The 26,885-nt window shown below is 70.1% G+C and carries 29 protein-coding genes; 11 read left to right on the top strand and 18 right to left on the bottom strand.

The features are described from left to right. Window positions 1-144 precede the first annotated feature (144 nt). The 3 genes from HLA95_RS11895 to HLA95_RS11905 are packed head-to-tail and all read left to right on the top strand — an operon-like array spanning window position 145 to window position 2,692. Window positions 145-927 (top strand): creatininase family protein, encoded by a 783-nt coding sequence (locus HLA95_RS11895; RefSeq protein WP_191059939.1) that lies wholly within the window; start codon window positions 145-147, stop codon window positions 925-927. Continuing rightward, window positions 924-1,925, top strand: coding sequence for a Gfo/Idh/MocA family protein (locus HLA95_RS11900; RefSeq protein WP_191059940.1), 1,002 nt, complete (start codon window positions 924-926; stop codon window positions 1,923-1,925). Before HLA95_RS11895 ends, HLA95_RS11900 begins: the two co-directional genes overlap by 4 nt. Window positions 1,926-1,939: 14 nt before the next feature. Then, complete coding sequence (locus tag HLA95_RS11905) at window positions 1,940-2,692, top strand: FadR/GntR family transcriptional regulator (protein WP_222183423.1); 753 nt, start codon at window positions 1,940-1,942, stop codon at window positions 2,690-2,692. A 16-nt stretch (window positions 2,693-2,708) separates the two neighbouring features. Here the strand turns inward: HLA95_RS11905 and HLA95_RS11910 are convergent, their stop codons facing one another. From HLA95_RS11910 to deoC, 7 genes are all read right to left on the bottom strand, one after another. After that, a complete protein-coding gene (locus HLA95_RS11910; protein ID WP_191061611.1) occupies window positions 2,709-3,695 on the bottom strand; it encodes a sugar-binding transcriptional regulator in 987 nt (328 codons plus the stop codon). Continuing rightward, on the bottom strand, window positions 3,695-5,212 hold the full coding sequence (locus HLA95_RS11915) for an FGGY-family carbohydrate kinase (RefSeq protein WP_222183425.1): 1,518 nt from the start codon (window positions 5,210-5,212) through the stop codon (window positions 3,695-3,697). The genes HLA95_RS11910 and HLA95_RS11915 overlap by 1 nt, the downstream gene beginning before the upstream one ends. Window positions 5,213-5,234: 22 nt before the next feature. Then, on the bottom strand, window positions 5,235-6,251 hold the full coding sequence (locus tag HLA95_RS11920) for a galactitol-1-phosphate 5-dehydrogenase (RefSeq protein WP_191059212.1): 1,017 nt from the start codon (window positions 6,249-6,251) through the stop codon (window positions 5,235-5,237). An 83-nt stretch (window positions 6,252-6,334) separates the two neighbouring features. Next, window positions 6,335-7,324, bottom strand: a complete 990-nt coding sequence (locus HLA95_RS11925) for an ABC transporter permease (RefSeq protein WP_191059211.1) — start codon at window positions 7,322-7,324, stop codon at window positions 6,335-6,337. After that, entirely contained in the window at window positions 7,321-8,832 is a 1,512-nt protein-coding gene (locus HLA95_RS11930; RefSeq protein WP_191059210.1) for a sugar ABC transporter ATP-binding protein, read from the bottom strand. The genes HLA95_RS11925 and HLA95_RS11930 overlap by 4 nt, the downstream gene beginning before the upstream one ends. 82 nt (window positions 8,833-8,914) lie before the next feature. Further along, window positions 8,915-9,838 (bottom strand): sugar ABC transporter substrate-binding protein, encoded by a 924-nt coding sequence (locus HLA95_RS11935; protein WP_370467485.1) that lies wholly within the window; start codon window positions 9,836-9,838, stop codon window positions 8,915-8,917. A gap of 194 nt (window positions 9,839-10,032) precedes the next feature. Next, window positions 10,033-10,716, bottom strand: coding sequence for a deoxyribose-phosphate aldolase (gene deoC, locus HLA95_RS11940; RefSeq protein ID WP_191059208.1), 684 nt, complete (start codon window positions 10,714-10,716; stop codon window positions 10,033-10,035). Between the two features lie 138 nt (window positions 10,717-10,854). Between deoC and HLA95_RS11945 the strand changes: the two genes are divergently transcribed. The 3 genes from HLA95_RS11945 to HLA95_RS11955 all read left to right on the top strand — a co-directional run bounded on the left by HLA95_RS11945 (window position 10,855) and on the right by HLA95_RS11955 (window position 14,354). After that, window positions 10,855-11,733 carry a MurR/RpiR family transcriptional regulator gene (locus tag HLA95_RS11945; RefSeq protein WP_191059207.1) on the top strand — a complete coding sequence of 293 codons (879 nt, stop codon included), beginning with the start codon at window positions 10,855-10,857 and terminating at the stop codon, window positions 11,731-11,733. Further along, a complete protein-coding gene (locus tag HLA95_RS11950; RefSeq protein WP_191059206.1) occupies window positions 11,730-13,355 on the top strand; it encodes an alcohol dehydrogenase catalytic domain-containing protein in 1,626 nt (541 codons plus the stop codon). The genes HLA95_RS11945 and HLA95_RS11950 overlap by 4 nt, the downstream gene beginning before the upstream one ends. A 72-nt stretch (window positions 13,356-13,427) precedes the next feature. After that, on the top strand, window positions 13,428-14,354 hold the full coding sequence (locus HLA95_RS11955) for an NAD(P)-dependent oxidoreductase (protein ID WP_255591878.1): 927 nt from the start codon (window positions 13,428-13,430) through the stop codon (window positions 14,352-14,354). A 30-nt stretch (window positions 14,355-14,384) separates the two neighbouring features. Here the strand turns inward: HLA95_RS11955 and HLA95_RS11960 are convergent, their stop codons facing one another. The 5 genes from HLA95_RS11960 to HLA95_RS11980 form a co-directional block, all read right to left on the bottom strand. Further along, window positions 14,385-15,443: a S1C family serine protease gene (locus HLA95_RS11960; protein WP_222183427.1), complete on the bottom strand. Its 1,059-nt coding sequence runs from the start codon at window positions 15,441-15,443 to the stop codon at window positions 14,385-14,387. Window positions 15,444-15,671: 228 nt separating this feature from the next. Next, window positions 15,672-16,769 carry a molybdenum ABC transporter ATP-binding protein gene (gene modC / locus HLA95_RS11965; protein WP_222183429.1) on the bottom strand — a complete coding sequence of 366 codons (1,098 nt, stop codon included), beginning with the start codon at window positions 16,767-16,769 and terminating at the stop codon, window positions 15,672-15,674. Next, window positions 16,766-17,461, bottom strand: a complete 696-nt coding sequence (modB, locus tag HLA95_RS11970; protein ID WP_191061844.1) for a molybdate ABC transporter permease subunit — start codon at window positions 17,459-17,461, stop codon at window positions 16,766-16,768. The genes modC and modB overlap by 4 nt, the downstream gene beginning before the upstream one ends. Before the next feature lie 27 nt (window positions 17,462-17,488). Continuing rightward, on the bottom strand, window positions 17,489-18,277 hold the full coding sequence (gene modA / locus HLA95_RS11975; protein ID WP_191061843.1) for a molybdate ABC transporter substrate-binding protein: 789 nt from the start codon (window positions 18,275-18,277) through the stop codon (window positions 17,489-17,491). Window positions 18,278-18,350: 73 nt separating this feature from the next. After that, window positions 18,351-18,578, bottom strand: a complete 228-nt coding sequence (locus HLA95_RS11980; RefSeq protein ID WP_191062203.1) for a hypothetical protein — start codon at window positions 18,576-18,578, stop codon at window positions 18,351-18,353. Window positions 18,579-19,151: 573 nt separating this feature from the next. On the opposite strand from HLA95_RS11980, the gene HLA95_RS11985 reads away from it, so the two are divergent. Then, window positions 19,152-19,496: an MliC family protein gene (locus HLA95_RS11985; protein WP_191062202.1), complete on the top strand. Its 345-nt coding sequence runs from the start codon at window positions 19,152-19,154 to the stop codon at window positions 19,494-19,496. Between the two features lie 78 nt (window positions 19,497-19,574). Here the strand turns inward: HLA95_RS11985 and HLA95_RS11990 are convergent, their stop codons facing one another. Both HLA95_RS11990 and HLA95_RS11995 read right to left on the bottom strand, forming a co-directional pair. Further along, window positions 19,575-20,156, bottom strand: a complete 582-nt coding sequence (locus HLA95_RS11990) for an HPF/RaiA family ribosome-associated protein (protein ID WP_222183432.1) — start codon at window positions 20,154-20,156, stop codon at window positions 19,575-19,577. A gap of 75 nt (window positions 20,157-20,231) precedes the next feature. Continuing rightward, window positions 20,232-21,869, bottom strand: coding sequence for an FAD-dependent monooxygenase (locus HLA95_RS11995; RefSeq protein WP_222183434.1), 1,638 nt, complete (start codon window positions 21,867-21,869; stop codon window positions 20,232-20,234). Between the two features lie 135 nt (window positions 21,870-22,004). On the opposite strand from HLA95_RS11995, the gene HLA95_RS12000 reads away from it, so the two are divergent. Next, on the top strand, window positions 22,005-22,529 hold the full coding sequence (locus tag HLA95_RS12000) for a hypothetical protein (protein ID WP_222183436.1): 525 nt from the start codon (window positions 22,005-22,007) through the stop codon (window positions 22,527-22,529). Between the two features lies 1 nt (window position 22,530). On the opposite strand, the gene HLA95_RS12005 is transcribed toward HLA95_RS12000, so the two are convergent. Next, the gene (locus tag HLA95_RS12005; protein ID WP_191060904.1) at window positions 22,531-23,004 is read right to left on the bottom strand and encodes a VOC family protein; all 474 of its coding nucleotides are present in this window, start codon (window positions 23,002-23,004) and stop codon (window positions 22,531-22,533) included. A 145-nt stretch (window positions 23,005-23,149) separates the two neighbouring features. On the opposite strand from HLA95_RS12005, the gene HLA95_RS12010 reads away from it, so the two are divergent. Continuing rightward, window positions 23,150-23,329 carry a hypothetical protein gene (locus HLA95_RS12010; RefSeq protein ID WP_159711957.1) on the top strand — a complete coding sequence of 60 codons (180 nt, stop codon included), beginning with the start codon at window positions 23,150-23,152 and terminating at the stop codon, window positions 23,327-23,329. Between the two features lie 4 nt (window positions 23,330-23,333). Here the strand turns inward: HLA95_RS12010 and HLA95_RS12015 are convergent, their stop codons facing one another. Then, a complete protein-coding gene (locus HLA95_RS12015; protein ID WP_191060903.1) occupies window positions 23,334-24,347 on the bottom strand; it encodes a DDE-type integrase/transposase/recombinase in 1,014 nt (337 codons plus the stop codon). Between the two features lie 110 nt (window positions 24,348-24,457). Continuing rightward, window positions 24,458-25,393, bottom strand: coding sequence for an acetamidase/formamidase family protein (locus HLA95_RS12020; protein ID WP_191060902.1), 936 nt, complete (start codon window positions 25,391-25,393; stop codon window positions 24,458-24,460). 161 nt (window positions 25,394-25,554) lie between these two features. Between HLA95_RS12020 and HLA95_RS12025 the strand changes: the two genes are divergently transcribed. After that, a complete protein-coding gene (locus HLA95_RS12025) occupies window positions 25,555-26,010 on the top strand; it encodes a YaiI/YqxD family protein (RefSeq protein WP_222183437.1) in 456 nt (151 codons plus the stop codon). Window positions 26,011-26,023: 13 nt separating this feature from the next. Here the strand turns inward: HLA95_RS12025 and HLA95_RS12030 are convergent, their stop codons facing one another. Beyond that, a complete protein-coding gene (locus HLA95_RS12030) occupies window positions 26,024-26,446 on the bottom strand; it encodes an organic hydroperoxide resistance protein (protein ID WP_191060900.1) in 423 nt (140 codons plus the stop codon). A gap of 99 nt (window positions 26,447-26,545) precedes the next feature. On the opposite strand from HLA95_RS12030, the gene HLA95_RS12035 reads away from it, so the two are divergent. After that, a partial coding sequence (locus HLA95_RS12035) for a hypothetical protein (protein ID WP_222183439.1) occupies window positions 26,546-26,885 on the top strand: 340 nt, incomplete at its 3' end.

The raw sequence follows: 26,885 nt of genomic DNA on the forward strand, positions 1-26,885 counted from the left end.
CGGCGCCGGCGACCAATTGGTCGTTGACATCGGAGCTACCCGACGAAACCCTACCGACCAATCCCGACCAGTGACAACCGCATTTGTCATGTCCCGTCGGTCGACGGTGCCGGGATGGGTGCCGGCATCCGGGCAGGAGGCGAGATGCGCTTGGAGGAACTGACAGCGCCGGACGTGGCGGCCCTCGACCGCGACGCGTCCGTCCTGGTGCTGCCGCTGGGCTCGGTCGAGCAGCACGGCCGGCACATGCCGCTCGGCACCGATACGATCCTGGCGCACGGCTTGGCACTGGCTGCCGCGGAGCGCTCGAGCGGGTCGGTCGTGGTGCTGCCACCGCCCTGGTACGGTTTCTCCGCCCATCACATGGGCTTTGCCGGCAGCATCACGCTGCGCGCCGAGACGCTGATGGCACTGGCCGAGGACGTGGTGGGCTCGATGGTGGCGCACGGCTTCAGGCGGGTGCTGATCGTCAACGGCCATGGCGGCAATGGCGGCGTGATCGACGTGCTGGCCGCTACGCTCGGCCACCGCCATCATGGCCGGGCCCGGATCGCGGCACTCACCTACTTCCTGCTCGCGCGCGACGCGATCGCCCGCCTGCGTCGCTCCAGGCCGGGGGGAATGGGCCATGCCTGCGAGTTCGAGACCGCGATGATGCTGCACCTGCGCCCGGAGCTGGTGCGGATGGAGGAGGCCTCCACCACCTATCCGGACCCGGGCTCGCGCTACCTCACGACCGATCTGCTGGGTGGTTCGCCAGTGCGCACCTATCACGACTTCGCCGACCTCTCGCCCACCGGCACGCTGGGCGACCCGGCGCTCGCCACGCCTGAGGCGGGCAGCGCCTTCTTCGACGCTTCCGCCGGTGAGCTCGCCGCCTTCATCGACGACTTCCGAGGCTGGGCGATGCCGGAGGGGGTGCGATGAGCGCCGTTCTCAGGGTCGGCGTGATCGGCCTGGGCTTCTTCGGCGCGCGCCATGCCGCCATCCACGCCACGCACCCGTCGGCCAGGCTGGTCGGCATCTGCGATCGCGACCCGCAGGCCCTGCGCACGGTGGGGTCACGGACCGGGGCACGCTGCTTCTCCGATTTCCACGAGCTGCTGGCGCTGCCCGACCTGGATGCGGTCAGCATCTGCCTGCCCGACCGGCAGCACGAGGCCGCCGCGGTTGCGGCCGCCAGGGCGGGCAAGGCGATCCTCCTGGAAAAGCCGCTGGCCCACGACGCGGCGGCGGCGAAGCGGATCGTGGCGGCCGTGGAAGCGGCGGGGGTGCGCCTGATGGTCGGGCACATCCTGCGCTTCGACCCGCGCTACGTGCAGCTCTTCCAGGCCTCGGGACCCGAGCGGCTCGGCACGCCGATCCATCTGCGCGCCAAGCGCAACAGCACCCGCGCCACCGCCCAGCGCCTGGGTGCCGCCAGCTCGATCCTGTTCTACATGGGCGTGCACGACGTGGACGCGATGCAGTGGCTGGCGCGCTCCAGGATCACCCGCGTCTATGCCCAGAAATGCGAGATGCTCGGCACCGGCAACGAGGACGTCCTCTATGCCGTGGTCAACTTCGAGAACGGGGCGATCGGCAGCATCGACTATAGCTGGGCCTGGCCGGACGGCCTGATGAACGGCTTCCGCTCGGCCATGGAGGTCGTGGGCACCAGGTCCGCCGCCTATGTCGATACGAGCGACCAGGGTTTCTACGTGGTGGGGCAGGATGGGACCAGCGGCGGCGATACCCATCTCTGGCCGGAGATCAACGGCCGCATCGTCGGCGACCTCGCCGACGAGCTCGACCATTTCATCCAGGCGACGCTGACCGGCCGGCCCTATCTGCAGCATCACCAGGAGGCGCTGGACGCCATTCCGGTGCTGGACGCGCTGGTGGCATCCGCACAAAGCGGCCAGCCGGTCGACGTGATCCGCTGAACGGCCCCCGGACCTTGCCCGCCCCGCCACTCCAGGAGCCTGCCAATCAGCCAGCCACCGCGCGGGTGCCGCCGCACGAGCGGCCCACGCCGGCCCTGATCTACCGGGCGCTGCTGCGCGGCATCCGCGACGGCTCGCTGCCGCCCGGCGCCCGCCTGCCCAACGAGCGCGACCTGGCACACCGGTTCGGCACCGGCCGCACCGCCGTGCGGGCAGCCCTCGCCATGATGGAGCGGCAGGGCCTGGTGCTGCGCCGGGTCGGCAGCGGCACCTTCCTGGCGGACGACGTGGACCGGGTGTTCGTCCGCATGGACCAGACCGATGCGCCGGAGCACCAGGACGTACCGAGCCTGGCAGAGATCGCAGAAGGGCGGCTCCTGTTCGAGCCGGCCATGATGCATCTGGTGGTGGGCCGGGCCGAGGAGCCTGAGCTCCAAGCGATGCGCCAGAGCCTCCAGCGCATCCAGGCGGCGGCGAGCTGGCTGGACTTCAAGGAAAGCATCTACGCCCTGCACCGGCAGATCTTCGCCAGCACCAAGAACCGCTTTCTGGTGCAGGTGATGGACAGCATCCTGGCGGACCGGCGCGAGGTCGATTTCGACGGGCAGGATGTCGGCCGGCAGCCGCCGGCACCGGTGCGCGAGCAGACTCATGGGGAACTGAAGGCGATCGTCGACGCGATCGCCACCCGCGACGCACCCCGCGCCGAGCGCTTGGTCGCCGATCACCTGACCCGCATGCTGGCGACGATCAACATCTGGCGGTGAGGCCCAGACCAGCAGCTCAGCCGGCCTCCAGCAGGAACAGGGCAGTCTGCTCGTCGGTCACCAGCACGTTGAGGTAGCCGGCCCGCAATGCTGCCAGCGTCACCGCATGCTTGGCCCGGCCGGTGCCGACCCCGATCGCGAAGGCGCGCTCGCGGCAGGAGGCGAGGTCGGCGCCGATCGTCCGGGCATCCAGGTCGGGATCGACGATCCGGCCCTCTGCATCGATGTAGCGGCTCAGGATGTCGCCGACGGCACCCTTGGCCTTCAGGTGCTGCACTTCCGCCTCGCCGACGAAGCCCGACTGCACCAGCACCGAATCGGCCGCAATCGCGCCCAGGCCGAAGCAGATCACCTCGGCCTTCCGGCCGACCTCCAGAACGCCGGCGATGGTCGGGTCCTGCTCCAGCGCCACCCGGGTCGCGGCCTTGCCCAGGATCGCCGGGACCGGCAGCAGGATGGCGTGGCCGTTGGCGGCACGGGCGAACAGCTCGGCCACGTTGTTGGTGCGCAGGGGCGAATCGCGCAGGTACATCGCACCGTTCAGCATCACCACCTCCACCCCCTTGTTCCAAAAAGGGGGGAGGCGGCGGGCGACGGCGCTCATGGTCCGGCCCCAGGACACGCCGACCAGCTTGTAGCGGTCGAGCCCGGCAAGCAGCCGGCCGGCGGCCTGGGCCACCGTATCCAGCATCAGCTCGTCGCTGGCATCCGGATCCTGCGGGACGACCACGGCGTCCTTCAGCCCGAAGCGGCGCTGCAGGCGGCTTTCCAGCTCGGGCAGGCGCGGGGTGTGCGGGACGATCTCGATGCGGACCACGCCGCTCTCGCGCGCATCCGCCAGAAGCCGGCTCGCCTGCCAGCGGGTCAGGCCCAGCTCGGCGGCGATCTCGCCCATGGTCATGTCCAGGTGGTAGTAGCGCTTGGCCACCTGGATCATGAGCTGGAGACGCTCGTCCGCCGACAGGTCGCGCAGATGGACGTCGCGCTGGCCGGCCTCGGCCATCAGCCGGGCCGCTGGCGCTGCCGGGCCGCCAGGCGCCGTGACAACGGGGCCAGCAGCCGGGTCGCCTCCAGATAGTCCTCCAGCAGCTCCGCATAGCGGGCATGGGCGCCGGGCTCGGGCTCGATCGTGGCGGTGGACGGGGCCACGGCATCGGCCGCAGCGAACAGATCCGGCAACAGCCCGGCCCCGGTGGCGGCACAGGCGGCAGCACCCAGGATCGAGAGGTTGGTGTCGGTGGCGAGCTGCACCGGCATGCCGATCGCATCGACGGTTGCCTGGAGCCAGAGCCGGTTCTTGGCAAAGCCGCCGGCACTCACCACCCGCCGGCAGGAGATGCCCAATTCGTTCATCCGGCGCAGCACGTTGGCCGAACCCAGCGCCACGCCTTCGACTGCCGAGCGGTAGAGGGCCACGCGGTCGTGGCCGAGCGAGAGGCCCAGCACGGTGCCGCGCAGATGCGGGTCCCGGTAGGGCGTCCGGTTGCCCATGAAATAGTCGAGGGTCAGCAGGCCGGTGCTGCCGACCTCCATGGCGGCGGCTTCCCGCACCAGATCCTTGAGGCCGGCATCGTCAAGCCGGAACATGTCCTTCGCGAACCAGGACAGCACCGAGCCGGCCGAGACCTGGCCGGCCTCGACCAGCCAGTGGTCGTCGACCAGCGCATGGGGGTAGGGCCCCCAGAAGCCGGACACGTCCTGCTCTCGGCCGAGCTGGAAGAGCTGCACCACCGAGGTGCCGCCGATCATCAGCATCTCGCCGGGTGCCATGGTGTTCGCACCGACCATGCCGACATGGGCGTCGATCCCGCCCTGGGCCAGGACCGGCTGGTTGCGCAGGCCCAGATGCTCCATGGCGGCGGCACTGATCGGCCCGATCGTCCCGCCCACCGGCACGATCTCCGGCGGGAGCTTCTCCGGCAGGTCCGGGATGCCCAGTGCGGCATACAGGTCAGGGTGGAAGCGGCGCTGGACCGAGTCGTAGTTCCACTTGCAGGTGGCGTTCATGCGCGAGCCGACCCAGCGGCCGGACAGCATGAAGTTCACCCAGTCCAGGCACTCGCAGACGATCCCCGCCTGCCGGTAGGTGTCGGGCTCGTGCTCGTTCAGCCACATGGCCTTGGGCACCAGCCATTCGGCGGCATCGCTGCCGCCGGCATAGGCCAGGACCGGATGATCCAGCTCTGCGGTGCGGTCGGCCTGCTCGGCGGCGCGGCAGTCCATCCAGAGCAGGGCCGGGCGCAGCGGCGTGCCGTCCTTGCGGCAGGCCACCACGGTGGAGGCGGTGGTGGCGGCACAGATCCCGGCGACCTCGGGCTGGCCCAGCTCGCGCAGGAAGCCGCGCGTGGCCGCCCCTGCCGCCGCCCACCATTCGGCCGGCGACTGCTCGGCCCAGCCGGCATGCGGATAGGTGGTGGCGTATGGCGCCTCGCGGTCGGCCAGCATCCGCCGCCCGTCCAGGTCGAACAGGCCGACCCGCACGCCGCCCGTGCCGAAGTCCAGGCCCAGCAGCAACGCCATCCCCTCTGCCCCCTCGCCGGCCTTACGGCCGGAACATGATCTTGGAGAAGAACTCGCCGCCGGCCTTGATCTTGCCGAACATGCCGGGCAGCTCGTCCAGCTTCAGCTCATGGGTGATCATGAACTCCCAGCGCAGCGCACCGGAGGCCAGGTAGTCGAGCGTGACGGTCCATTGCGGGCCGGGATAGGGCGCGCCGAACGAGTTCCAGGCACCATGCAGGCTCACCTCCTGGCGCAGGAAGTGCTGGAAGGTCTTGTTGTCCAGGGTGACGTCGCCCACCGGGATGCCGATGAACACGACATGGCCGCCGGGTGCCGCCAAGTTGGCGGCGAAGTTGATCGAGGACGGGTGGCCGGCGGCCTCCACGATCAGGTCGCACTTCAGATCCTGCGGCACCGCGTCGGTGACCAGGAAGGTGTGGGAAGCACCGGCCTCGCGGGCCTGCTCCAGCTTCCGTTCGGACACGTCCACCGCGACGATGTCGCGGCAGCCCATCAGCTTCATCCACTGGATCGCGAACAGGCCGATCGGCCCGCAGCCGATCACGCCGCCACGGTCGCCCAGCGTCGGCTTGGCCTTCCAGATCGCATGGAGCGCGATGGAAGCCGGGTCGGTCATGGCCACGGCGCGCGGGTCGGTGCCGGGCGGAGCCTTCAAGAGGTTGCCGGTGGGCGCGCAGACATATTCGGCATAGGCGCCGTCGCGGCGGCTGCCGAAATAGTCGTAGTTGCGGCAGCGCGAGAAATTGCCGGTGGCGCACTGGTCGCAGACCCGGCAGGGCAGCATCGGCGCCACGCCGACCAGGTCGCCCGGGGCGAAGCCTTCCGCACCCTCGCCCAGCTCCACCACCTCGCCGGAGAACTCGTGGCCGCACACGATCGGCATGCGGTGCGCACCCTTGATCAGCATGCGCGGGATGTCCGAGCCGCACACGCCCACCGCCGCGACCTTGAGCAGCACCTCGCCCTTGCCGGGCTTCGGCTTCGGCAGGTCCTCCAGGCGGATGTCGCCCGGCTGGTACATCACGGCAGCAAGCATGGTCGGTCTTCCGTCTGGTCGTCCTGGAGAGCGCGCGCTGAAGCGCGCCCTTCCTTGCGAGAGTGGCGAAGCGGGCCGGCAGCTCAGCGCTTCAGGGCGCCGGTGCCGAACTGCAGGAGCATGGCGACCACGATGATGGCACCCATGTAGACCTGCTGATGGTAGCCCGGCACGCCGGCGAGATTCATGATGTTGGCGATGATGCCCATGATCAGCGCGCCCAGGAACGTGTTGATCACGCCACCCCGGCCGCCCATCAGGCTGGCCCCGCCGATCACCACCGCCGCGATCACGTTCAGCTCGGCGCCCACGCCGACCTGGGCCGAGCCCACGCCGGTCCGGCTCGACGAGATGACGCCGGCGACCGCGGCCAGCACGCCGGAGAGCACGTAGACTGCCAGGATGTAGCGGGGCACCGGGATGCCGGCGAGGCGCACCGCCTCTTCGTTGGAGCCGATCGCGGTGATGACCCGGCCAAACCGCGTGTAGTTCAGGACGATGCCGCCCAGGATGAACACGAGGAACATCAGCAGCACCGGCTGTGGGATGCCCCAGAGGAAGCCCGAGCCGAACGAGGTGAAGGCGCTGCCGGGCTCGCCCAGCGGGATCGGGCGGCCGTCCGAGATGATCAGCGCCAGGCCACGGGCAATCGCCAGCATGGCCAGCGACATGACGAAGGGCGGCAGGCGCAGATAGGCGACGAACAAGCCGGTGAACAGGCCGCAGGCACCGCCGGCCAGCAGCACCAGCAGGATGGTCACCAGCGGCCCATAGCCCGACATCGCCACGAAATAGCCGGTCAGCACGCTGCCGAGTGCCTGGATCGAGCCCACGGACAGGTCGATGCCGCGGGTCAGGATCACGAACAGCATGCCCACGGCCATGATGCCGGCACCGGTGGCGACCTGGCGCAGCACGTTCAGGATGTTGGGGCGGGACAGGAACGCGTCCGACCAGAGCGTGGCGACGATCACCAGCACGATGAAGATCGCGAGCGTGCCGAACCGCTGCAGGAGCACGCCGAAGCTGGTGCCGCCCTTGCGCTCCGCCGGCGCCTCGACTGCAGAGATCATGCCGCTTCACCCATTGCAGGGGCGGTGGTCCGCCCGGTCATCGAAAGGGCGAGGAGCCGTTCCTCGCTGTAATCGGCGGGCAGGAGCTCGCCCTTCAGCTCGCCCTGGCCCATCACCAGGATCCGGTCGCACAGGCCGAACAGTTCCTGGTGCTCCGAGGAGATTACCAGGACCGCCTTGCCATCCTCGGCCAGCTTGTTGATCAGCGCGTAGATCTCGGTCTTCGCACCCACGTCGACGCCACGGGTCGGCTCGTCCAGGATGATCAGGTCGCCGCCGGCGTGGAACCACTTGGCGAGCACGACCTTCTGCTGGTTGCCGCCGGACAGGCTGGAGACCGGTGCATCGATGCTGGAGGCCTTCAGGCGCAGGCTCTGGCCGAGCTCGGTGACGAGCTTGCGCTCCAGACCCTGGCGCAGAAAGCCCAGCGCGTTCACCACCGCGGACAGCCTGGCCATGGTCGCGTTCACGCGGATCGGCTTGTCCAGGATCACGCCATGGAGCTTGCGGTCCTCCGGAACCAGGCCGATCCCGGCCTTCACCGCATGGACCGGCGTGCGCAGCTGGACCGGCTTGCCGTTGATGTGGATGCTGCCGCTGTCCAGGCGGTCGGCGCCGAAGATGGCGCGGGCGACCTCGGTGCGGCCCGAGCCCACCAGCCCGCCCAGCCCGACGATCTCGCCGGCCCGCACCGACAGGCTCACGTCCTGCACCATCCGCCCGGCATTGATCCGGTCCAGGCGCAGGACTTCTTGCCCGATCGTGCGGCGGCCGCGCTCGGGGAACATGGCGGAGAGCGGCCGGCCGACCATCATGCGGATCAGCTCGTCGATCGTGATGTCGCCATTGTTCACGGTGCCGACGTTCTGGCCGTCCTTCATCACCGTCATCCGGTCGGAGATCTTGAAGATCTCCTCCAGCCGGTGGGAGATGTAGACGATGCCGACGCCCTGGCCGCGCAGGTCGGCGATGATCCGGTGCAGGCGGCCCGCGTCCTGGGCGGACAGCACGGCACTCGGCTCGTCGAACACGATGATCTTCACGTCGCGCGAGAGCGCCTTGGCGATCTCGACCACCTGCTGGTGGGCGACGGCGAGCGTGCCGACGATGGCACCCGGGTCGATCTGGAAGCCCAGGCGCTCGATCAGCCCGCGCGCGCGGGCCTTGAGCGCACCCCAGCCGATCACGCCCGGCAGCTCGCCCAGGAAGATGTTCTCGGCGACCGACAGGTCGGGCGCGAGGGCCAGTTCCTGGTGGACCACCGCGATGCCATGCTCGCGCGCGGCATGCGGGTCGCGCAGGTGGACGGGCTTGCCGCCGATGACGATCTCGCCGGAGGTCGGCGGGAACTCGCCGTTCAGGACGCGCATCAGCGTCGACTTGCCGGCCCCGTTCTCGCCCAGGAGCGCATGGACCTCGCCGGCCCGGATGTCGAAGTCGACGCCGCGGAGCGCATGGACGCCACCGAACGACTTGGTGATGGCATGGAGCCGGGCGAGTTCGGTCATGTCGGCACCGCGAGCGTGGGGAACATGGGAGAAGAGAGGGCCGGCCGCCGGCTGGATCCAGGCGGCGGCCGGTCCCTTGGGCTCAGAACACCGCGTCTTCGCGATAGTACTGGTCCACGTTCTCCTGGGTGATCACGGCCGGCTCGGTCAGCTTCAGCTTCGGGAAGTCCGCCGGCAGGCTGCCGTCCAGCGCCTGCAGGCCGATGTCGACGGCGGTGCGGGCAACCAGGTCCGGGTCGTTCAGCCCGGTGGCGCCGTACTTGCCTTCCTTGATCATGGCGAGGGCCTCCTTCTGGCCGTCGGCCGCGGCGAGCGCCAGCATGTCGGTCCTGCCCGAGGCTTCCAGCGCCTTCAGCGCGCCCAGCACCATCGAGTCGTTCTCGCCGAGCACGACGTTCGCATCGGGATGCGCGGTGAGCAGGTCCTCCATGGCGGCGAGGCCACCCTCGTGGGACCAGCCGCCCCAGCCCTGGCCGACCACCTCGAAGGCGACCTTGCCCTCGTTGACCAGCTGGCCCTCGACCAGGCCGCGGAACACGCCGAGCCGGCGATCACGGCCGACCTCGTTGCCCTTGTCACCCGAGAGCAGGATGATCTTCATCGGCTTGCCCTGCATCTCCTGGGCGAGCCACTGGCCGACCAGGAAGCCGTTCTGGTCGTTGGAGGAGCGCACCTGGGTGACGACGTTGGCCCGGGTGTTGATGCTGGAATCCATCACCACGACCTTGACACCCTGCGCGGTGGCGGCGTCGGCGGCGGCGACCAGGCCTTCCGGATCACGCGGGTTGAGGATCAGCAGGTTGACGCCGCGCGCCACCATGTCCTCGACGTCGGAGATCTGCTTGCCCATGTCGTTCTGCCCGTCCGAGGTATAGACGGTGCAGCCGGCCTTCTTGGCCTGGTCCTCGGCGGCGGCGACCTGGGCCGCGAAATAGGGGGCGCCCAGCGTGTACATGGCGACGCCGACCACGCAGTCGGCGGCCTTGGCAGCCTGGCTGCCCAGCATCAGCGCTGCGACGGCACAGCCCAAGAGCAGGTGCTTCAACTTGGTTCCTCCCCAATGCCCGAGCATGGCGGGCTGACTTCGACCCGATCAGGCGGCCCGATTCGGGCCTGAGCTTTGATACGTCCGACCTATCCGGTCAAGGCGATATCTACTTTTTGAACTCACAGCACATTTGTGTGGGAGCTGCCAAGCGCTCAGTAGGCCGAGGCTCCGCTAGGCGCCGCCTCTCCGACGATCGCGATGCTGGCGCTCGCACCGATCCGGCTGGCACCGGCCTCGATCATCGCCAGCGCATCGGCGCGGGTGCGGATCCCGCCCGAGGCCTTCACGCCCATGTCGGGGCCGACCGTGGCGCGCATCAGCCGGATGTCCTCGACCGTGGCGCCGGACTTGCTGAACCCGGTGGAGGTCTTCACGAAATCGGCACCCGCCGCCTTGGCAGCCTGGCAGGCCTGACGCTTCTCCTCGTCGGTCAGCAGGCAGGTCTCGATGATGACCTTGAGCACCGCGTCGCCACAGGCCGTGCGCACCGCGGCGATGTCCGCCTGGACCGCATCGACCCGCCCGTCCTTCAAGGCACCGATGTCGATCACCATGTCGATCTCGGCCGCACCGGCCGCGACCGCTGCCGCCGCCTCCGCGGCCTTGATCGCGGGCAGGGTGGCGCCCAGCGGGAAGCCCACCACCGCACAGGCCAGGACCTCGCTGCCGGCCAGCGCCTGGGCCACCTCGGCGACATGGATGGCGTTCACGCAGACCGACTTGAAGCCGTGCTCCTTCGCTTCGGCGCAAAGGCGCGCCACCTCGGCGCGGGTGGCGTCGGGCTTCAGGATGGTGTGGTCGATGAAGGCGGCCAGATTGCTGATCTCGGCAGACATCTCGATCTCCTGGCAAAGGGGGCGGCAAAAGCCGGGCCTCATGGCCCGCGGAGCTGCCAGAAGGAGAATTTCATTGCAAGCGGCCTGAAAGGAAAATTATTTCCAGAGATGCGGAACATGGAACGGGGACCGGGGAGAATGGCGGCAGCCGCGGCGGAACTGGCCGGACGGATCCAGGCGCAGCGCCCGGGCCTGAACCCGACGCTCGGCCGGCTGGCGGACTTCGTCCTGGCGGAGCCCGACCGGGTGAAGGCCATGACGATCGGCGAGCTGGCACAGGCAGCCGGGGTGTCACAGGCGACCGTCAGCCGCTTCGTCCGCTCGATGGGGGCCGACAGCTACCAGAAGTTCCGCATCATGCTGGCCGAAGGCCGGGCGGCCGGCACGGCACCGCACGGCCCGGAAGTCTACGAAGGCATCACGCTCGGCGACGACACTGGCACGATCATCGCGAAGATCGCGCACCGGCAGGTCGACGCGATCGAGGCGGCCCGGCACCTGCTCGATCCCGGGGAACTGGCGAAGGCCGCCCGGCTGGTGGCGGCCCGCGACACGATCCTGTTCGTCGCGATCGGCTCCTCCCTGCTCGCCGCGGAGAACGGGGTCATGCGCTTCGTCCGGATCGGCAAGGCCTGCATCTTCGAGCGCGACCCCAACCTGCAGCTCTTCGCCATCGCCGGCCTGGCCGGACGCGCCACGCTGGTCGCGATCAGCGATTCCGGGCGCACCCGTGTGGTCCAGGCCGCGGTGCAGGAGGCGCGGGCCGCGGGCATGCCGACGGTGGCGATCACCTCTTCGATGAACTCGCCGCTCGCCCGCGCTGCCGACGTGCTGCTCGCCACCCCGGCCAGCCGGCCCACCGGTGGCGAGGGCATCCACGAATCCATGGTGGCGAAGATGGCCCAGCTCATGGTGATCGACGCCCTGTATGCGCTGGTCGCCGTGCAGGAGCCGGCCACCGCCTTGCCGCGCCTTGCCGCCACCGACCGCATCATCGCCAGGAGCCGGAGCCGATGACCAAGCACGACCTGCCCGACACCACCCGCTTCTGGCCGTTCGCCGGGGGCGACCTGCGCGACATCGGGGAGGATGGCGGCTTCGTCGAGGCGCCGCTCGCCCCGCCGGGGCCGGACGAGGTGATCGCCCGGGTCGATGCCGCCTGCGTCTGCTCGTCCGACATCAAGGTGATCCGGATGGGTGCCGCTCATCCCCTGTTCTCGGAGCGCGACCTGGCCAAGGAGCCGGCGGTGCTGGGCCACGAGATGGCACTGACCGTGGTGGCGGTGGGCGAGAACTGGCAGGGCCGCTACCGCCCGGGCGACCGGCTGGGCCTGCAGCCGGCGATCACCGTGGCCGGCCGGCGCCACACGATCGGCATGGACCTGCCGGGCGGCTTCGCCCAGCACATCCGCCTGGACGCGCGCACGCTGGGCGGCGACGACGAGCCCTATGTCTTCCCTGTGCCGGATCAGGTGAGCGCTGCCACGATCGCGATGCTGGAACCCTATTCCTGCGTGGAGGCGGCCTACCGGCCGAACTGCCGGACCGGGCTGAAGCAGGGCGGCAGGCTCCTGCTGGTGACCGGCGATGGTGGCGATGCGGTGGCGCTGGACGTCGCCATGCCGGCCGGGGAGGTGACGCTGGTCGCGGCCGACCAGGCGGCGGAGGCCTGGACGGCGCCGGCTAAGTCGGTCGAGCAGCATCCGGCCGTCGACCGGTTCCTGGCCGAGCCCGAGGGGCCCGGCTTCGACGACATCATCCTGCGCGGCCGAATCCCGCCGGAGCAGATCACTGCGCTGCTGGACCGGCTCGACCGGGGCGGGCTGCTGGTGCTGGCGGGTGCGCAGGAACAGGCCCTGGTCACGGTGGACGCGGCCCGGATCCACTACCATGCCCTGTCGCTGCTCGGGACGGAGGGGGCTGGGCTGGCCGATGCGTTCCGTCCGGAGCGGTGCCGCTTCGAGCTGAAGGCCGGCGGGGTCCTGCTGATCCTGGGTGCCGGTGGGGCGATGGGCCGGATCCACCTCCATCGGGCGGTGGAGATGGCGGATGGGCCAGCCACCATCCTCGCGACCTCGCGCAAGCCGGCGCGGCGCCGGGCGCTGGAGGAGGATTTCGGCCAGCTCGCCCGGCGCAACGGCAAGCGGCTCGTGATCCTGGACGATGCGGACGTGCCGGCCACCGTGCGTGAGCTGGCGCCTGGCGGCTGCGACGATGTCGTGGTGGTGGCGCCCGATGTCGGGCTGATCGAGACGGGGGCCGGCTATCTGGCGGCGGGCGGCATGCTCGTCCTGTTCTCGGGCATGCCGTTCGGCAAGCCCTGCCGGCTGCCGCTCTGGCGGATCGGCCATGACGGCGTGCGCTTCACCGGCTCCTCGGGCTCGGCCGTGGCCGACCAGATCGCCGTGCTCGACCGGGTGACCGCCGGCAGGCTGGACCTGGCCGGCAACCTCCAGGCGGTGGGCGGGCTGGGAGCGCTGCCGGACGCGCTGGAGGCGGTGGCGGAGGGCCGCCTGTCCGGCAAGATCGCGATCTATCCGGGCCGTCTCGACCTGCCGCTCACACCCCTGGGCGAGCTGCGTCGCGACGGGAGCACCGGCTGGTCCCGGGACGACGAAGCCCGCCTCGCTGCCGGCTGATCGTCCCGGCAAGGCCGGTGCGGGCTGGACATATCGACCCGGGCTCCTAGGGTCCCGGGCCGGCTGCCTCGGCTGGCGGCGCCATCCAACAGGTCCACGGGGAAGCGGAACGTGAGCAAGGAACGCATCGGGTTCATCGGCGTCGGCCTGATGGGCCACGGCATGGCCAAGAACATCGTCGAGAAGGGCTGGCCCCTGACCGTCATGGGCCACCGGAACCGCGAGCCGGTGGAGGACCTGAAGCGTCGCGGGGCCGAGGAGGCGCGCACGCCCAAGGAGCTGGCGGAGCGCTCCGACATCGTGCTGCTCTGCGTCACCGGCGCCCCGCAGGTCCAGGCGGTGCTGACCGGGCCGGACGGGCTGGCCGCCGCCGGCCGGCCGCTCCTGGTGATCGACTGCTCGACCTCCGACCCCTCGGTGACCACCAGGCTGGCCGAGGAGTTGGCGCCCAAGGGCATCACGCTGATCGACGCGCCGCTGGGGCGTACCCCGGTCGATGCCGAGGCCGGCCAGCTCGACGTGATGGTGGGCGGCCCGGACGAGGTGGTGGAGCGGGCCCGGCCGGTGCTGGAGGCCTTCTCGGGCCGGATCATCCGCACCGGGCCCGTCGGCACCGGGCACACCATGAAGCTCCTGAACAACTTCCTGTCGATGGGCTATGCCGCGCTCTACGCCGAGGCGCTGGCGCTCGGCGGCAAGGTCGGCCTGACCCCGCAGGTGTTCGACAGCGTGATCCAGGGCGGCCGGATGGATTGCGGCTTCTACCAGACCTTCCGGCGCTACGTGATCGAGGGCGACCGCAACGCCCACAAGTTCACCCTGCGCAACGGGCTGAAGGACGTGTCCTACCTGGCGGCACTGGCGAACTCGGTGGGCCTGGCCAACCCGGTGGGGGCGGCGGTGCGCAACAGCTACGCGCTGGCGGTCGGCACCGGGCATGGCGACGACTACGTGCCGATGCTGACCGACGTCGTGGCGAAGCAGAACGGCATCGGCTGACGGCCGACGGAAGCCGGGTCAGGCCCGGGATCAGGCGATGTCGATCACCTGGACCCGGACCCGGCGCTGCTGGCCGTCGCGGATCACGGTGAGCTCGACCTCGCTGCCAATCCCGGCCCGGGTCAGGTGCTCGGCCAGCTCGGCGATGGTGTGCACTTCCTGGCCTTCGACATGGGTGATGATGTCGCCCAGGCGCTGGGTCCGGGGGTCGATGCCGACCAGGCCGGCGCGGTCGGCGGCACCGCCCGGCAGCACCTCGGCGACCACGATGCCCGGCGCCTCCAGCCCGGCGGCGATCCGCTCGTCCAGCGTGGCGATGCCGATGCCCGGCCGCGGCGCATGGCCGTGGCGGATCAGCTGCGGGACGATCTCGTTCACCACGTCGACCGGCACGGCGAAGCCCACCCCGGCGAAGCTGCCGGTCTCCGAGTAGATCGCGGTGTTGACCCCGATCAGCCTGCCGGCCGTGTCCAGCAGCGGCCCGCCGGAATTGCCGGGATTGATCGCGGCGTCGGTCTGGATCACGCCGCGGATCTCCCGGCCCGATGCGGTCGGCAGGCGCCGGTCGAGCGCGCTGACGATGCCGGACGACATGGAGCGGCTGAGCCCGAACGGGTTGCCGATCGCATAGACGGTCTGGCCGACGGTCAGGTTCGCCGAGCTGCCGAGCGGGATCGGCTCGATGGCGCCCAGCGAGATGCGTGGGCGCAGCACCGCCAGGTCGTAGTCGGGTGCCGTGCCGATCACCGTGGCCGGCACGGGGCTGCCGGCGCCGAACTGCACCACCACGTCGCGCGAGCCGGCCACCACATGATTGTTGGTGACGATGTGCCCGGCCTCGTCCCAGATCAGGCCCGAGCCGGTGCCGCCGCCACCCCGGCCGCGGGTCGCGATCAGCGGCACGGCGCCTGAGCGGGACGCGAACACCTCGATGGCGTTCTGCTCGAACTCGGCGAGCGCACCCCTGGCCGTGATCGCCCGGGGCTCGTCGGCCGAGAACAGCAGGGCGCGCAGGTAGGGCTCGGCCGTCCACAGGGTCGCGAGCGCCAGGAGCCAGAGGATCGCGATGCGGAGCAGGCGGACGGGCAAGCGGCGGTTCCTCCGGGCGGGCGCGTCACGGTGTAGACGGTGCCGCCGGTCCGGGCGTCAAGCGCGGATGTCGAATGTTATCTACGGAACGTGCGGTGGCAGGTCGCCCGCCGGCTCGGGTTCGTTTCGCCAAACGAGGATGCGGCCGGCTCGGGTTCGTTTCGCAAAACGTCGGGTCGGGCCCGGGCCGCGGAACGTCCTGCACCCGAGGCGGCCAGGATAGCAGATTCAGGCCGGTGGTCCCATGTCGCTGCCATCCGCGAAGCTGATGCTCTTGACGATGGCGAAGACCGGCCGGCCGACCTCGAGCGGCAGGGTGGCGATGGCGCGGCGGGTGACCTGGGCGATCAGCAGGTCGCCGGCGCAGTCGAGCTGGACGTCGACCACCGGGCCGTCGGTACGGCCGATCGCGGTGATCCGGCCGGGCAGGATGTTCTGGGCGCTCAGGCCATCGGGAGGGCGCACGGCCAGCGTGACGTCGCGGGCGCGGATGCGCAGGCGGACAGGCGCGCCGACCGGCCGGTCCAGCAGCGGCACGAGCAGGCGGCCGGCCGGCGCCTGGAGCACCGAGAGGGCATAGGCGGGCTCGTGCCCGGCCAGTTCCGTGTCCAGGAGGGCGCCTGCCTCCGCGCGCTCCTGGCCCTGGAAGATGTCGAGGCTCGCCATCACCTGCCGCGCCGGCCCGCTGCGCACGACTTGGCCATCGGCCAGCACCACGACCGTGGTGGCGAGCCGTGCCACCTCGGCCACGGCGTGGCTGACATAGACGATCGGGATGCCGGCCTCGTCGCGCAGCCGCTCGATGAAGGGCAGGATCTCGGTCTTGCGCGCCTCGTCCAGGGACGCCAGCGGCTCGTCCATCAGGAGCAGGCGCGGGCTCGCCATCAGCGCCCGGCCGATCGCGACCCGCTGCCGCTCGCCGCCGGACAGGCCGGACGGGCGCCGGTCGAGCAGGTGGCCGATGCCCAGGAGGTCGATCACCTGGTCCAGTTCCGCCACCGCTTCGCGATGTCTGGTGAACCAGGTCCCGTAGGCCAGGTTGTGCCGCACGGAGAGGTGCGGGAACAGCCGGGCATCCTGGAAGACATAGCCGATCCGGCGCCGGTGTGCCGGCAGGAAGATGTTGCGGACGCTGTCCAGCAGGACGGTGTCGCCCAGGCGGATGACGCCCTCGCCCGGGCGGTTCAGGCCGGCGATCGCGTTGGCGAGCGTGGTCTTGCCCGAGCCGGAGCGGCCGAACAGGACGGTGAGCCCGCCCGCGCTGGCGAACCCGGCATCGAGGAGGAAGCCGCCCTGGCGGTGCCGGACCCGGACCTCCAGGCTCATGCGCCGATCCGGTGCTGGATCCGCCGGGCCAGCAGTTCCGAGCCGATCAGCGCCGCCATGGAGATCGCCACCGCGACCAGGACCAGGCGCATGGCGCCGGCCTCGCCGTCGGGGATCTGGGTCAGGGTGTAGATGGCGCTCGGCAGGGTCTGGGTCTCGCCCGGGATGTTCGACACGAAGGTGATGGTGGCGCCGAACTCGCCCAGGGCCTTGGCGAACGACAGGATCATGCCGGCGACGATGCCGGGCAGGATCAGGGGCAGGGTGACGGTCAGGAACACCCAGGCGGGATGGGCACCCAGCGTGCCGGCCGCCTGCTCCAGCCGGCGGTCGACCGCCTCGATCGAGAGGCGGATCGCCCGGACCATCAGGGGGAAGGCCATGATCGCGCAGGCCAGCACCGCACCGGTCCAGCGGAAGGCGAACACGATCCCGAACTGCTCGGCGAGGAAGCTGCCCACCGGGGCGCGGCGGCCGAAGGTGAGCAGCAGGAGGTAGCCGGTCACCACCGGAGGCAGGACCAGCGGCAGGTGGACCAGCGTGTCCAGGAGGGCCCGGCCGGGGAAGCGGCCGCGTGCCAGCAGCATGGCGACCAGCAGGCCGAACGGCAGGCTCCACAGCGTCGCGACGGTCGCGACCCGCAGGCTCAGGAGGACCGCGGTCCATTCCTCAGGGGTGAGCCAGGCATCCATCGCCCGCGGGTCAGCCCGCCGACCCGGTCAGGACGCAGCACCGTCCAGCACGGTGAAGCCCGCCTTGCGGAAGGCGGCCGCCGCCTTGTCGCCCTGGAGGAAGGTCAGGAGGGCGGCGGCCTCGGGCCTGGCCGGATCGGCCTTAACCAGGGCCGCCGGATAGATGATCGGCGGATGGCTGGCCTCGGGGAAGGTGCCGACCACCTTGACCTCGGCGTCGCTCGCCGCGTCGCTGCCATAGACGATGCCGAGCGGGGCCCCGCCCTGCGAGACCAGGGCCAGAGCGGCGCGGACATTGTCGGACTGGGCGAGCCTCGCCTCGACTGCGGGCCAGGCACCGAGCTTCTCCAGCGCTGTCCTGGCGTACCTGCCGGCAGGCACGGAATCGACCTGGCCCACGGCAAGGCGCCCGTCGCCCAGCAGAGCGGCGAAATCGGTATCGGCGCCGATCCCGGTGGCGGCGATGTCCGCATCGGCCGGCGCCACCAGCACCAGCGTGTTACCCAGGAGGTCGACGCGGCTGGCCGGCTCGATCAGGTCGCGCTCGGCCAGGTAGTCCATCCAGGCTATGTCCGCCGAGATGAACAGGTCCGCGGGTGCTCCCGCCTCGATCTGCTTGGCGAGCGCGGAACTCGCCGCATAGGAGGCGACCACCTCGGTGCCGCCGTCCGCGCTGAACGCCGTGATGGCCTCGTCCAGGGCATTCTTCAGGCTGGCCGCCGCGAACACGGTGAGCCTGTCCGCCGCATGCGCACCCAGCGGGAACAGGAGCCCCAGGGCCAAGGCGGCACCGGCGAGATGGCGGCGGCGAAGCATGGAGCCTCCGGGAGCGAGATTTCCGACAGGATATAACGCCCCCGGCGCTCCGCCAAGCATGGCTGGCGCCGGGTCAGCAGGCCCGGCAGGCCGCGCGCCCGCCGGGGCCGCGTTCGGCCAGGGCGCGTTTCATCGCACCGGCCGCCCGCTGGACCTGCTCCAGGCGGAAGAACCGGCTGCCGTCGAGCAGGCGGAAGGCCGGATCGGCAGCCACGAAGCGGAAGCCCTGGCCGGCCTCGAGCAGGAGGCCGATCGGCTGGTTGTCGACGATGACGGGAAGGGGACGATCATCCCTGGGCATCGATCCCTCGGACCTGGTTCGTTCGGGTTGGCGGAGGAAGCCGATGGGCGAGGTAGACATGAATGGTTCGCCTTTTGTGAAGGTGAACCACGACAGGGTCGTGGCGCTTAGCGTTTGGTCTCGCGGCGCAAGCTGGACCGGCAAATGCCCGCGGCCGGCGGACGGGCCGGCGGCATAGATCTACATAACCCACAGGGCTGGCGGCAATCGTCTCCCGCATCGGATCGGATCAGTAATACTAAAGGCCGGCTTCAAGTTCCGGCCGGGAACGCGCGGAGCGGAGGGAAGCGATGGGGCGGACCGGCAGCAGGGTGAGCGTGGCCCTGGCCTTGTGCCTGCCAGGCGCTGCGCAGGCGGCCACGGACGAGGCTTGGTCGAGATTTCGCGACGACGTGGCCGCGGCCTACCTTGCCGAGGCGGCACCGCTTCTCGAAGATGCCGCGGCCACGGTCGATCCGTTCGGCAGCCCGTCCTTCGGGCTGGCAGTGGTGCGGGGCAAAGAACGTGGCGGCGACGGCCAGGCGATGGTCGTCTGCGTCTACGACAAGCGAACCAAGTCAGTGGAGGTCGGCAGTGCCGTCCGGGAAGAGGAAGATCGACATCTGGCCGGCCGCCCTGGCTGCCGCCGCCCTGGCTGCGATGACGGCCTGCGCCGCGCAACCGAAGAACGACCCGGAGATCCGGGACGTCGCCACCGTCACCTATCACTGCGAGAACGGCAATACGCTCGAGGTCTGGTTCGAGCCGGACTCGGCGATCGTCAGCGAGAACGGCGGCGAGACCCTGATCATCCCGCAGCAGCGCTCGGCTTCGGGCATGTGGTACGCCGATGCGGGCAACGAGCTGCGCGGCAAGGGCGACGAGGCGAGCTGGACCGCCGACGGCAAGCCCACGACCCAGTGCAAGGTGCCGTCCTGACCAGGCGCGCCTGGTCAGGACGGCCGGGCGCTGCCCTCGTCGATCGACCGGGTCTTCCCGATCAGCCGGCCGGACGGGTCAGGGCGTCCGGTCCCGGGTGAACAGCCGGATCTCGGAGGCGCGCGGTCCCATCGGACCCAGCGCCGGCGACGGGGTCACCTGAACCATGGTGCCCACCTCCAGCTCGTCGAAGTTGCCGCTGATCACGTCGGAGCGGGTGAAGTGCAGGTCGGTGCCGCCGCTCACCTCGACGAAGCCGTAGTCGGCGTCCTTGAACAGCCGGACGACCTGGCCGGTCTGGAGATCGCTCCCGCCGACCTGGCGGTTCACGTCGCGCTGCGCCTCGACACCGTCCTCGAGCTGGCGCTGCACCATGTCGAAGGCACGGGTGACGATCTGGGTGTGGTCGTTCTTGGCCTCGCGCCGCTCGGTGCCGGCCTTGGCGACCACCAGGTTCCGCCCCGGGACCTCGACTTCCACCGCAATGCCGATCGGCGTCTTGCCGCTCTCGGCGCTGCGGTGCGGTACCTCCACCACGACACGGCAGCCGATCACGTTCGGATGGTAGCGCTCCAATTTCGCGGCCCGCTCGCGGATGAGCGAATCGAGAAATTCGGACGTCTCCAGGCCCTTGTAGGTGATCTGCAGCGGCCGTTCCATGCGAGGCTCCCTTTCTTCGGTGATGGATCGTTGTCTCGATCCGCCTTCAGAAACGTCGGCCGCGGCCCGGCCGGTTCAAGGGGACCGGCTGCGACGGCCGGCCGCTGCCGGCAGGACCCGCTCCAGCCAGGCGGGCAGGCCGCTGCCGCCCCAGTCGCCGGTCCGGTAGCCGAGATAGCCATCCGGCCGGACCAGCCAGGCGGCCCGGCCGGACCCGCCATAGCGGCGCTGGAACTCGCCGGCCGCATCCACCAGGAGCGGCAGGCCCGCGATCTCGTCCGAAGCCCGGCCGGAAGGGGCCAGCGCGTAGCAGCGCAGGAGGCCGCCGTGGCGGGCGGCGAGGCTGGCGGCGAGGTCCCGGGCCGCCTCGGCGTCGCCGGCATCGTCCAGCCGCAGCAGCAGGACGTGCCCGGCCCCGCGCAGCAGGTCGAACAGGCGCAGGGGATAGCCCAGCTCGGCCTGCGCCAGGCCGTCCGCGTCCGGCGCCCGGTCGCCCGCCTGCGGTTCGTCCGCCACCGCGGCACCGGCCTCGTCACGGACCCAGGCGCTGTCGCGGTAGCTGATGGCGAGCTGGGCGCCCTGGAGCTTGCTTTCGCCGCCACCGCCACGGGCACCGGTGCGGAACGCCTCGGTCTCGGCGATCGTCCGTGCCAGCACGTCCTCACCCACCGGCCGGCGCTCCGCCTCGTAGCTGTCCAGCAGTTCGGGCGGTGCCGCACCCCCCATCACCAGGGCCAGCTTCCAGGCGAGGTTGTAGGCGTCCTGGATGCCGGTGTTCATGCCCTGGCCGCCGGTGGGCGGGTGGATGTGCGCGGCATCGCCGGCGATGAACACTCGGCCCGCCTGGTAGCGCTCGGCCAGGCGCATGCTGATGCGGTAGATCGACGACCAGCGCAGGTCGGACAGCACCAGGCCGGGCAGGACGGCGTCGACCTCGGCCTGCAGCCGCCCCAGCCCCGGGGCCGGCCGCTCGGACTGGATGCCGTGGGCGATCCCGTCGCCCGCCGGAGGCGATGCCAGATCGTCGGGCGCGAACATGGACAGCCGGTAGCGCTGCGCTTCCGGGAGCGGGATCGCCACCAGGAAGCCGGTCATGCCCTCCTCGCCGAAGCCGACCGCGCGCAGCGCCACGCCGCGCGGCAGGTCGGTCGCCACGTGGACGTCGCCCAGCATGAACTCGACCGGATAGGCCTCGCCCGGAAAGCCGATGCCCAGCGCCTTGCGCACGCTGCTGTGGGCACCATCGCAGCCGACCACATAGGCGAAGCCGGCCGTCTCGCTCCGACCGTCCCGCTCCAGCGTGACCTGCACCGCGTCCCCGTCCTGCGCCAGCGAGGTCAGCGCCGTGCCGCGCTCGATCACGATGCCCAATGTCGCCAGATGCGCGGTCAGGATGCGCTCGGTCACGTTCTGTGGCAGGCCCAGGTTCAGCCCGTAGGGCAGGTCCGGCAGGCCGCCCGTCACCTCCTGCACGACCTGGCGGTTCACCACCATCCGCAGGCCGCGCAGCCAGATGCCGTGGTCGATCATCGGCCGGACGATGCCCAGATCGTCCCAGACCTCGAGCGTGCGTGGAGTGACGCCGATGGCGCGGCAATAGGGGCTGGGCGCGTCCAGTCGGTCGATGATCCGGCAGGCGATGCCCTGGCGGGCCAGGGCGATCGCCATGGTCAGGCCGACCGGCCCGGCGCCCACCACCAGTAACTCCGTCATCGTTTCATCCATTCCCTGATCTGCGGCCGAAGTTCGCACAGGTACGGCCTATTTGCATGCGGCATCTGGAGAATGACCGGCCGCGCCTCATATCGGTCAACCGGATGGACCTGTCGAAACACCAGGAGGGGAGCCATGAGCATCGGGGCGTCCAGGGAGCGCAGCCTTCTGTCGGCCAGCGAGCTGGAGCGGGTGCGCTTCAGCCATTACCCGGGGCTGGTCGGCGCGGAACGGGACGAGCTGGTGGAACTGGCCCGCTGGCTGCGCGAGCAACGCGGCCGGCTGCAGGGCCAGATCCGCCAGGGGCGGCGCCTGCGCCGGGGCAAGGCGGAGCCGCGCAGCCAGCGGGAGGGCTCGGCCAACGAGCAGCATCTGGCTGCCCGCAAGCAGGTGTTTTCCCAGGCGCTGCGGCGGGTGAACGGCCGGCTCGACCATCTCTCGGTGGAGCGGCGCCGGCAGCAGAACGTGGCGCGGCTGCAGGCGGCGCTGGAGCGCAAGCGCAGCGCACCGGTCCATCACCCGCAGCCGGGGCCGCACGCCGCCGCCGATGCCGCGTCGATCGAGAATCCCAAGGACACGGTGCGGACCGATCCGCGCGAGATCGGCCGGGTGTCGCAGTTCGTGAAGGATGCGCAGGTCCGGCGGGACAATCAGGGCTAAGTCAGGCGGGATAGCGCCGGTCGGGCGGCGGGACCCGTCCGACATTGCCCAGCTCGATCACGTAGCCGAAGTCCTTCTCGGTATCGAGATAGTAGTGCTCGTCCTGGTCGAACCGGCCGCTCTGGATCACGGGGTAGCCCTTGGCCGTGTAATGGGCCACCGCCTTCTGGCAGTCGGCATGGTAGAGCTTCACATGGTGCAGGCCCTCGCCGTGCTTTTCCATGTGCTCGTCATAGATGGAGTAGCCGCTGACCGGCTGGATCAGCTCGATCTGCACCGGGCCCTTCCAGGTGAGCCCCAGCAATGCCTTATGGGTCGCCGGCTTGCCGCGATAGATGAAGTCGTCGACCTTGGTCGCGTCGAACTCGTAGACGTCCCAGGGCCCCTGGCCGCAGACCTCCCAGTGCCGCTGCATCGCCGCCTCCAGGTCGCGCACGAGATAGGCCACCTGGATGATGCTGCCTTCGACGGTCATGTTCGTTTGCCTCCCTGGCGCCGGTTCTTTTGAGCGCGGGCGCGACTGTGCGCCGGGAAGGAAGGCGGCTCAACCCGCGGTGACCGGCGCGGAACGTATCCCGCCTGCCGCGGTTACCCTCTCAGGCCAGCAAGGAGCAGGCAGCATGAGCAAGACACCGCCGATCCCCGAGCAGAACCGCGACCCCGGCATGACCTCCCACACGCCGAGCCAGCCCAAGGAGCATTCGCCCAAGGCGCCGACCCGGAACAACCTCAAGGAGCAGGGCCGGCAGGGCAACATCAACCAGAACACCCACCACCAGGGCTACCAGCAGGGGCGGTGAGGCCTCATCCGTCATCCCCCGGCTCGACCGGGGGATCTACCTGCGGAAGCGTCCACGGTTGATCCCCCGCGCAGGTGTTGTGTCCCAGATGATTGGTGAGCACGTCGAGGGGTGCCTGGTAGTTCAGGCAGCGCAGGCAGGTGCGGTTGTAGTTGTGAACGAAGCGCAGGAGGAAGGCGTCGTGCTCACCATGGCTGTCGAAGGCGTTCTTGCCGCCGTTGCGTGCGCTGGGCGGGCGGCGGCGCAGCGTCTCGGCCAGGCGGCGGTTGAAGCGCTCGACCAGGCCGTTGGTCTGCGGCCGGAACGGCCGGATGAGCCGGTGGACGATGGCGTGCCGGGTGCAGAGGCGATCGAACGGGTGTCGGCCGGAGGGCCTGCCCTCGGGCTTGTCTTTCATGTCGACGGCGAAGCGGTCGGTGAACTCGCTGCCATTGTCGGTCAGCACGGTGTGCACCGGGTGGGGGAAGTGGGCGAGGAAGCGGTCGAGAAAGCCGGCGGCGGTGACGGCGTCGCGGCGGGGCTGCACCTCCAGGTAGACATAGCGGGTGGCCCGGTCGATGGCGACGAAGGCATAGGCCTTCTGCCGTCGAAGGGCCGGCAGGTGCTTCAAATCGACATGGATGAAGCCGATCGGGGCATCGGCGAACCGGCCGGCCGGCGGGTTCGCCGAGGCGGGGCGGCGGTTCAGGGCGTGGCGGACCAGGCAGCGATGAATGGCGCTGCGCGACAGGCTGGGCCGGACGCAGCGGCGCATGACCAGGGTGATGTCGTAGAGCGGCAAGGCCAGGGTCCGGCGCAACGCGCAGACCAGCCCCTCCTCCAGCGGCGACAGGCCGATTGCCAGCCGCTTGGGCGTGTGGGGCCGGTCATGCACCGCCTGCCGGCTCTTCCAGCGGCGGATGGTGGTCTGGCTGACCCCCAGCTCGGCGGCCAGGACCGCCACCGGCTGGTCGCTCGCCTGGATGTAGGCGCGGGTCCTGGGCGTGGTGGTGGCACCGGCATGCAGCTTCAGGTCCATCCCAGACGCTCCCTGACCAAACGCACACCAGCTAGCAGGTCCGCCCGCTCCAACCAATCACTCGGGACACAACACCTGCGCGGGGGATGACAGCAAAAGGCGGGACTGGCTCAGAGCTTGTCCTTGCCCAGCATCATGTGACAGCCCTTCTGCCCGTCCACCGTCTGGGTGACGCGCAGGTCGCCCGCCAGCGAGCAGAGCATGTAGGCCTGGTTGCGGTTGAGCGCCGTGCGCCGGCAGATATGCTCGACCATCTGGCGTACGGCCTGGGCGGCGGCGTCGTCCAGGTCCTCGTGGAGGCCGATCGAGATCAGGTGGGTCTCGTTCTCGGCAAACGGGTAGGTGTAGCCCAGATCCTTGCGCACGGTGAGGCGGAAGGTGCCGGTGAGCGCCGTTTCCAGCGCGGTGATGCAGACCTCGCCGTCGCCCTGCACGCCATGGCCGTCGCCGGCGCTGAACAGGGCACCCTCGTTGAACACCGGCAGGTACAGGGTCGTGCCGGGCTTGAGTTCCTTGTTGTCCATGTTGCCGCCGAACACGCGCGGCGGCGGGGTCGGCTGGCGGCCCCAGGCCTTCGGCGGGGCCACCGCGAGCACGCCGAAGAACGGGTCGAGCGGCAGTTCCTTGCCCCAGGGCAGCTTCATCGTGCGCTGGTTGCGGTCGATGTCGGGGAAGATCGTCTCGTACTCGGTGAACTCGTCCGGCAGCGTGCCGAGCAGGGGCAGGACGGAGACGAAGCCCCAGTCATAGGGCAGCTCGTGCGACAGGATGTCGATCTGCAGCACGTCGCCGGGCTCGGCACCGCGCACATAGATCGGGCCGGTCACGAAATGCGGCCCGTTGCCCAGGGAACGCTCATGGGCAGCGAGATTCAGCTCGGAGACGCGCGAGCGGTCGGGCGGCAGGCTGTCCAGCCCGCCTGCGGGCCAGCTCGTCAGAGTCACGGTATCCCCTGAATCCACCTCCAGGACCGGCGGCAGCGTGGCGTCGAAAAAGCCGTAGACCATGTTCTCCGGCGTCGGCTCGATGACGTGATGACGGCTCATGTCGACCTGGCTACCCCCCGTGCGCTTGTCCGGGCCAGCATATGGGCGGCGCACGCGGTGGGGAACCGCCAAGTCGATGTTTTTCTTTGATTATTCTTGAGGCATGGCGCTCGAACCCCAGGCAGGACATGATGTGCTGGCCAGCAGGAGGCGGAGGGCGGTTGAACACGATCTATGTCGATGCCGATGCCTGTCCGGTGAAGGACGAGATCTATCGGGTCGCGGACCGCTACCAGTGGAAGGTGGTCGTCGTGGCCAACATGTGGCTGCGCGTGCCCGAGCATCCGCGGATCAGCCGGGTGATCGTCACCGAGGGGCTGGACAAGGCCGACGACTGGATCGCGGAGCAGGCGGGCGAGGGCGACGTGGTGGTGACCGCCGACATCCCGCTGGCGGACCGCTGCGTGAAGAAGGGGGCGCGGGTGCTGGGGCCGAACGGCAAGGCGTTCACGCCCTCCTCCATCGGCGCCGACCTCGCGTTGCGCAACCTGATGACCACGCTGCGCGAGACCGGCGAGATCCGGAGCGGCGGGCGGCCATTCGGCAAGGAAGACCGCTCGCGCTTCCTGGTGGCGCTGGACACGGCCGTGCAGGCGATCCGCCGCACCGGCCGCTAGCGCCCGTCCGAAGTCAGACCAGCGTGGTCTTGACCTCGTGGTTGCCCCGGATCGCGTGGGAGTAGGGGCAGACCACGTGGGCGGCCTTGACCAGCTCCTCGGCCTTGGCCCGGTCCACGCCCGGCAGGCTCACCTCCATGGAGATGGCGAGCCCGAAGCCGCCACCGTCCTCGCGCGGGCCGATGCCGACGCTGGTGGTGACCTTGGCGTCGTCGCTGATCTTCACCTTCTGCTGGTTGGCGGCGAACTTCAGCGCGCCGAGATAGCAGGCGGAATAGCCCGCGGCGAACAACTGCTCGGGATTGGTGCCGGGGCCGCCGCCGCCGCCCAGCTCCTTGGGCGTGTCGAGCTGGACGTCGACCTTGCCGTCCTCGCTGCGCGCATGGCCCTGGCGGCCACCAGTGGCGGATGCCTTGGTGGTGTAGAGAATGGGCATTGGCTCTTTCCTCCTGTGGCCGGGCTTCCCTGTCGCCCGTGGCCTCCGGGTATAGAGGCGCAGCGCCCCTTCCGGCCATCCCGTTTCTAGAATCGGTGCGTGACGGCCCGACGCGGATCCTGGCGGAGCCTGGCCATCGGTGCGGCTGACGGCGCGCATTTGCCATCGCAAGAAGAACAAAAGCAGCATCAACAACTGTTAGTTGATGGTTTCTTGCCGTTACCTAAAAGTTTAGTAAAATTCTGCTGTACTCGTGCGCCGTCGATAACTAATGCCGGCTGGCCCCGCCGCCCCAGGCGCCTCGGGCAGGCAGCCGGATACGACCAATCGAGGGTTCAGCGGCTGCAGACTCTTGAGCCAATGAGTATCCCGATGGTGTTCAGCTCCTACCCGTTCCTGTTCGGCTTCTTGCCGGTGGTGCTGGCCTTGTGCTGGGGCG

It is taken from the genome of Geminicoccus harenae, assembly GCF_019800005.1.
GTDB classification, from domain to species: domain Bacteria; phylum Pseudomonadota; class Alphaproteobacteria; order Geminicoccales; family Geminicoccaceae; genus Geminicoccus; species Geminicoccus harenae.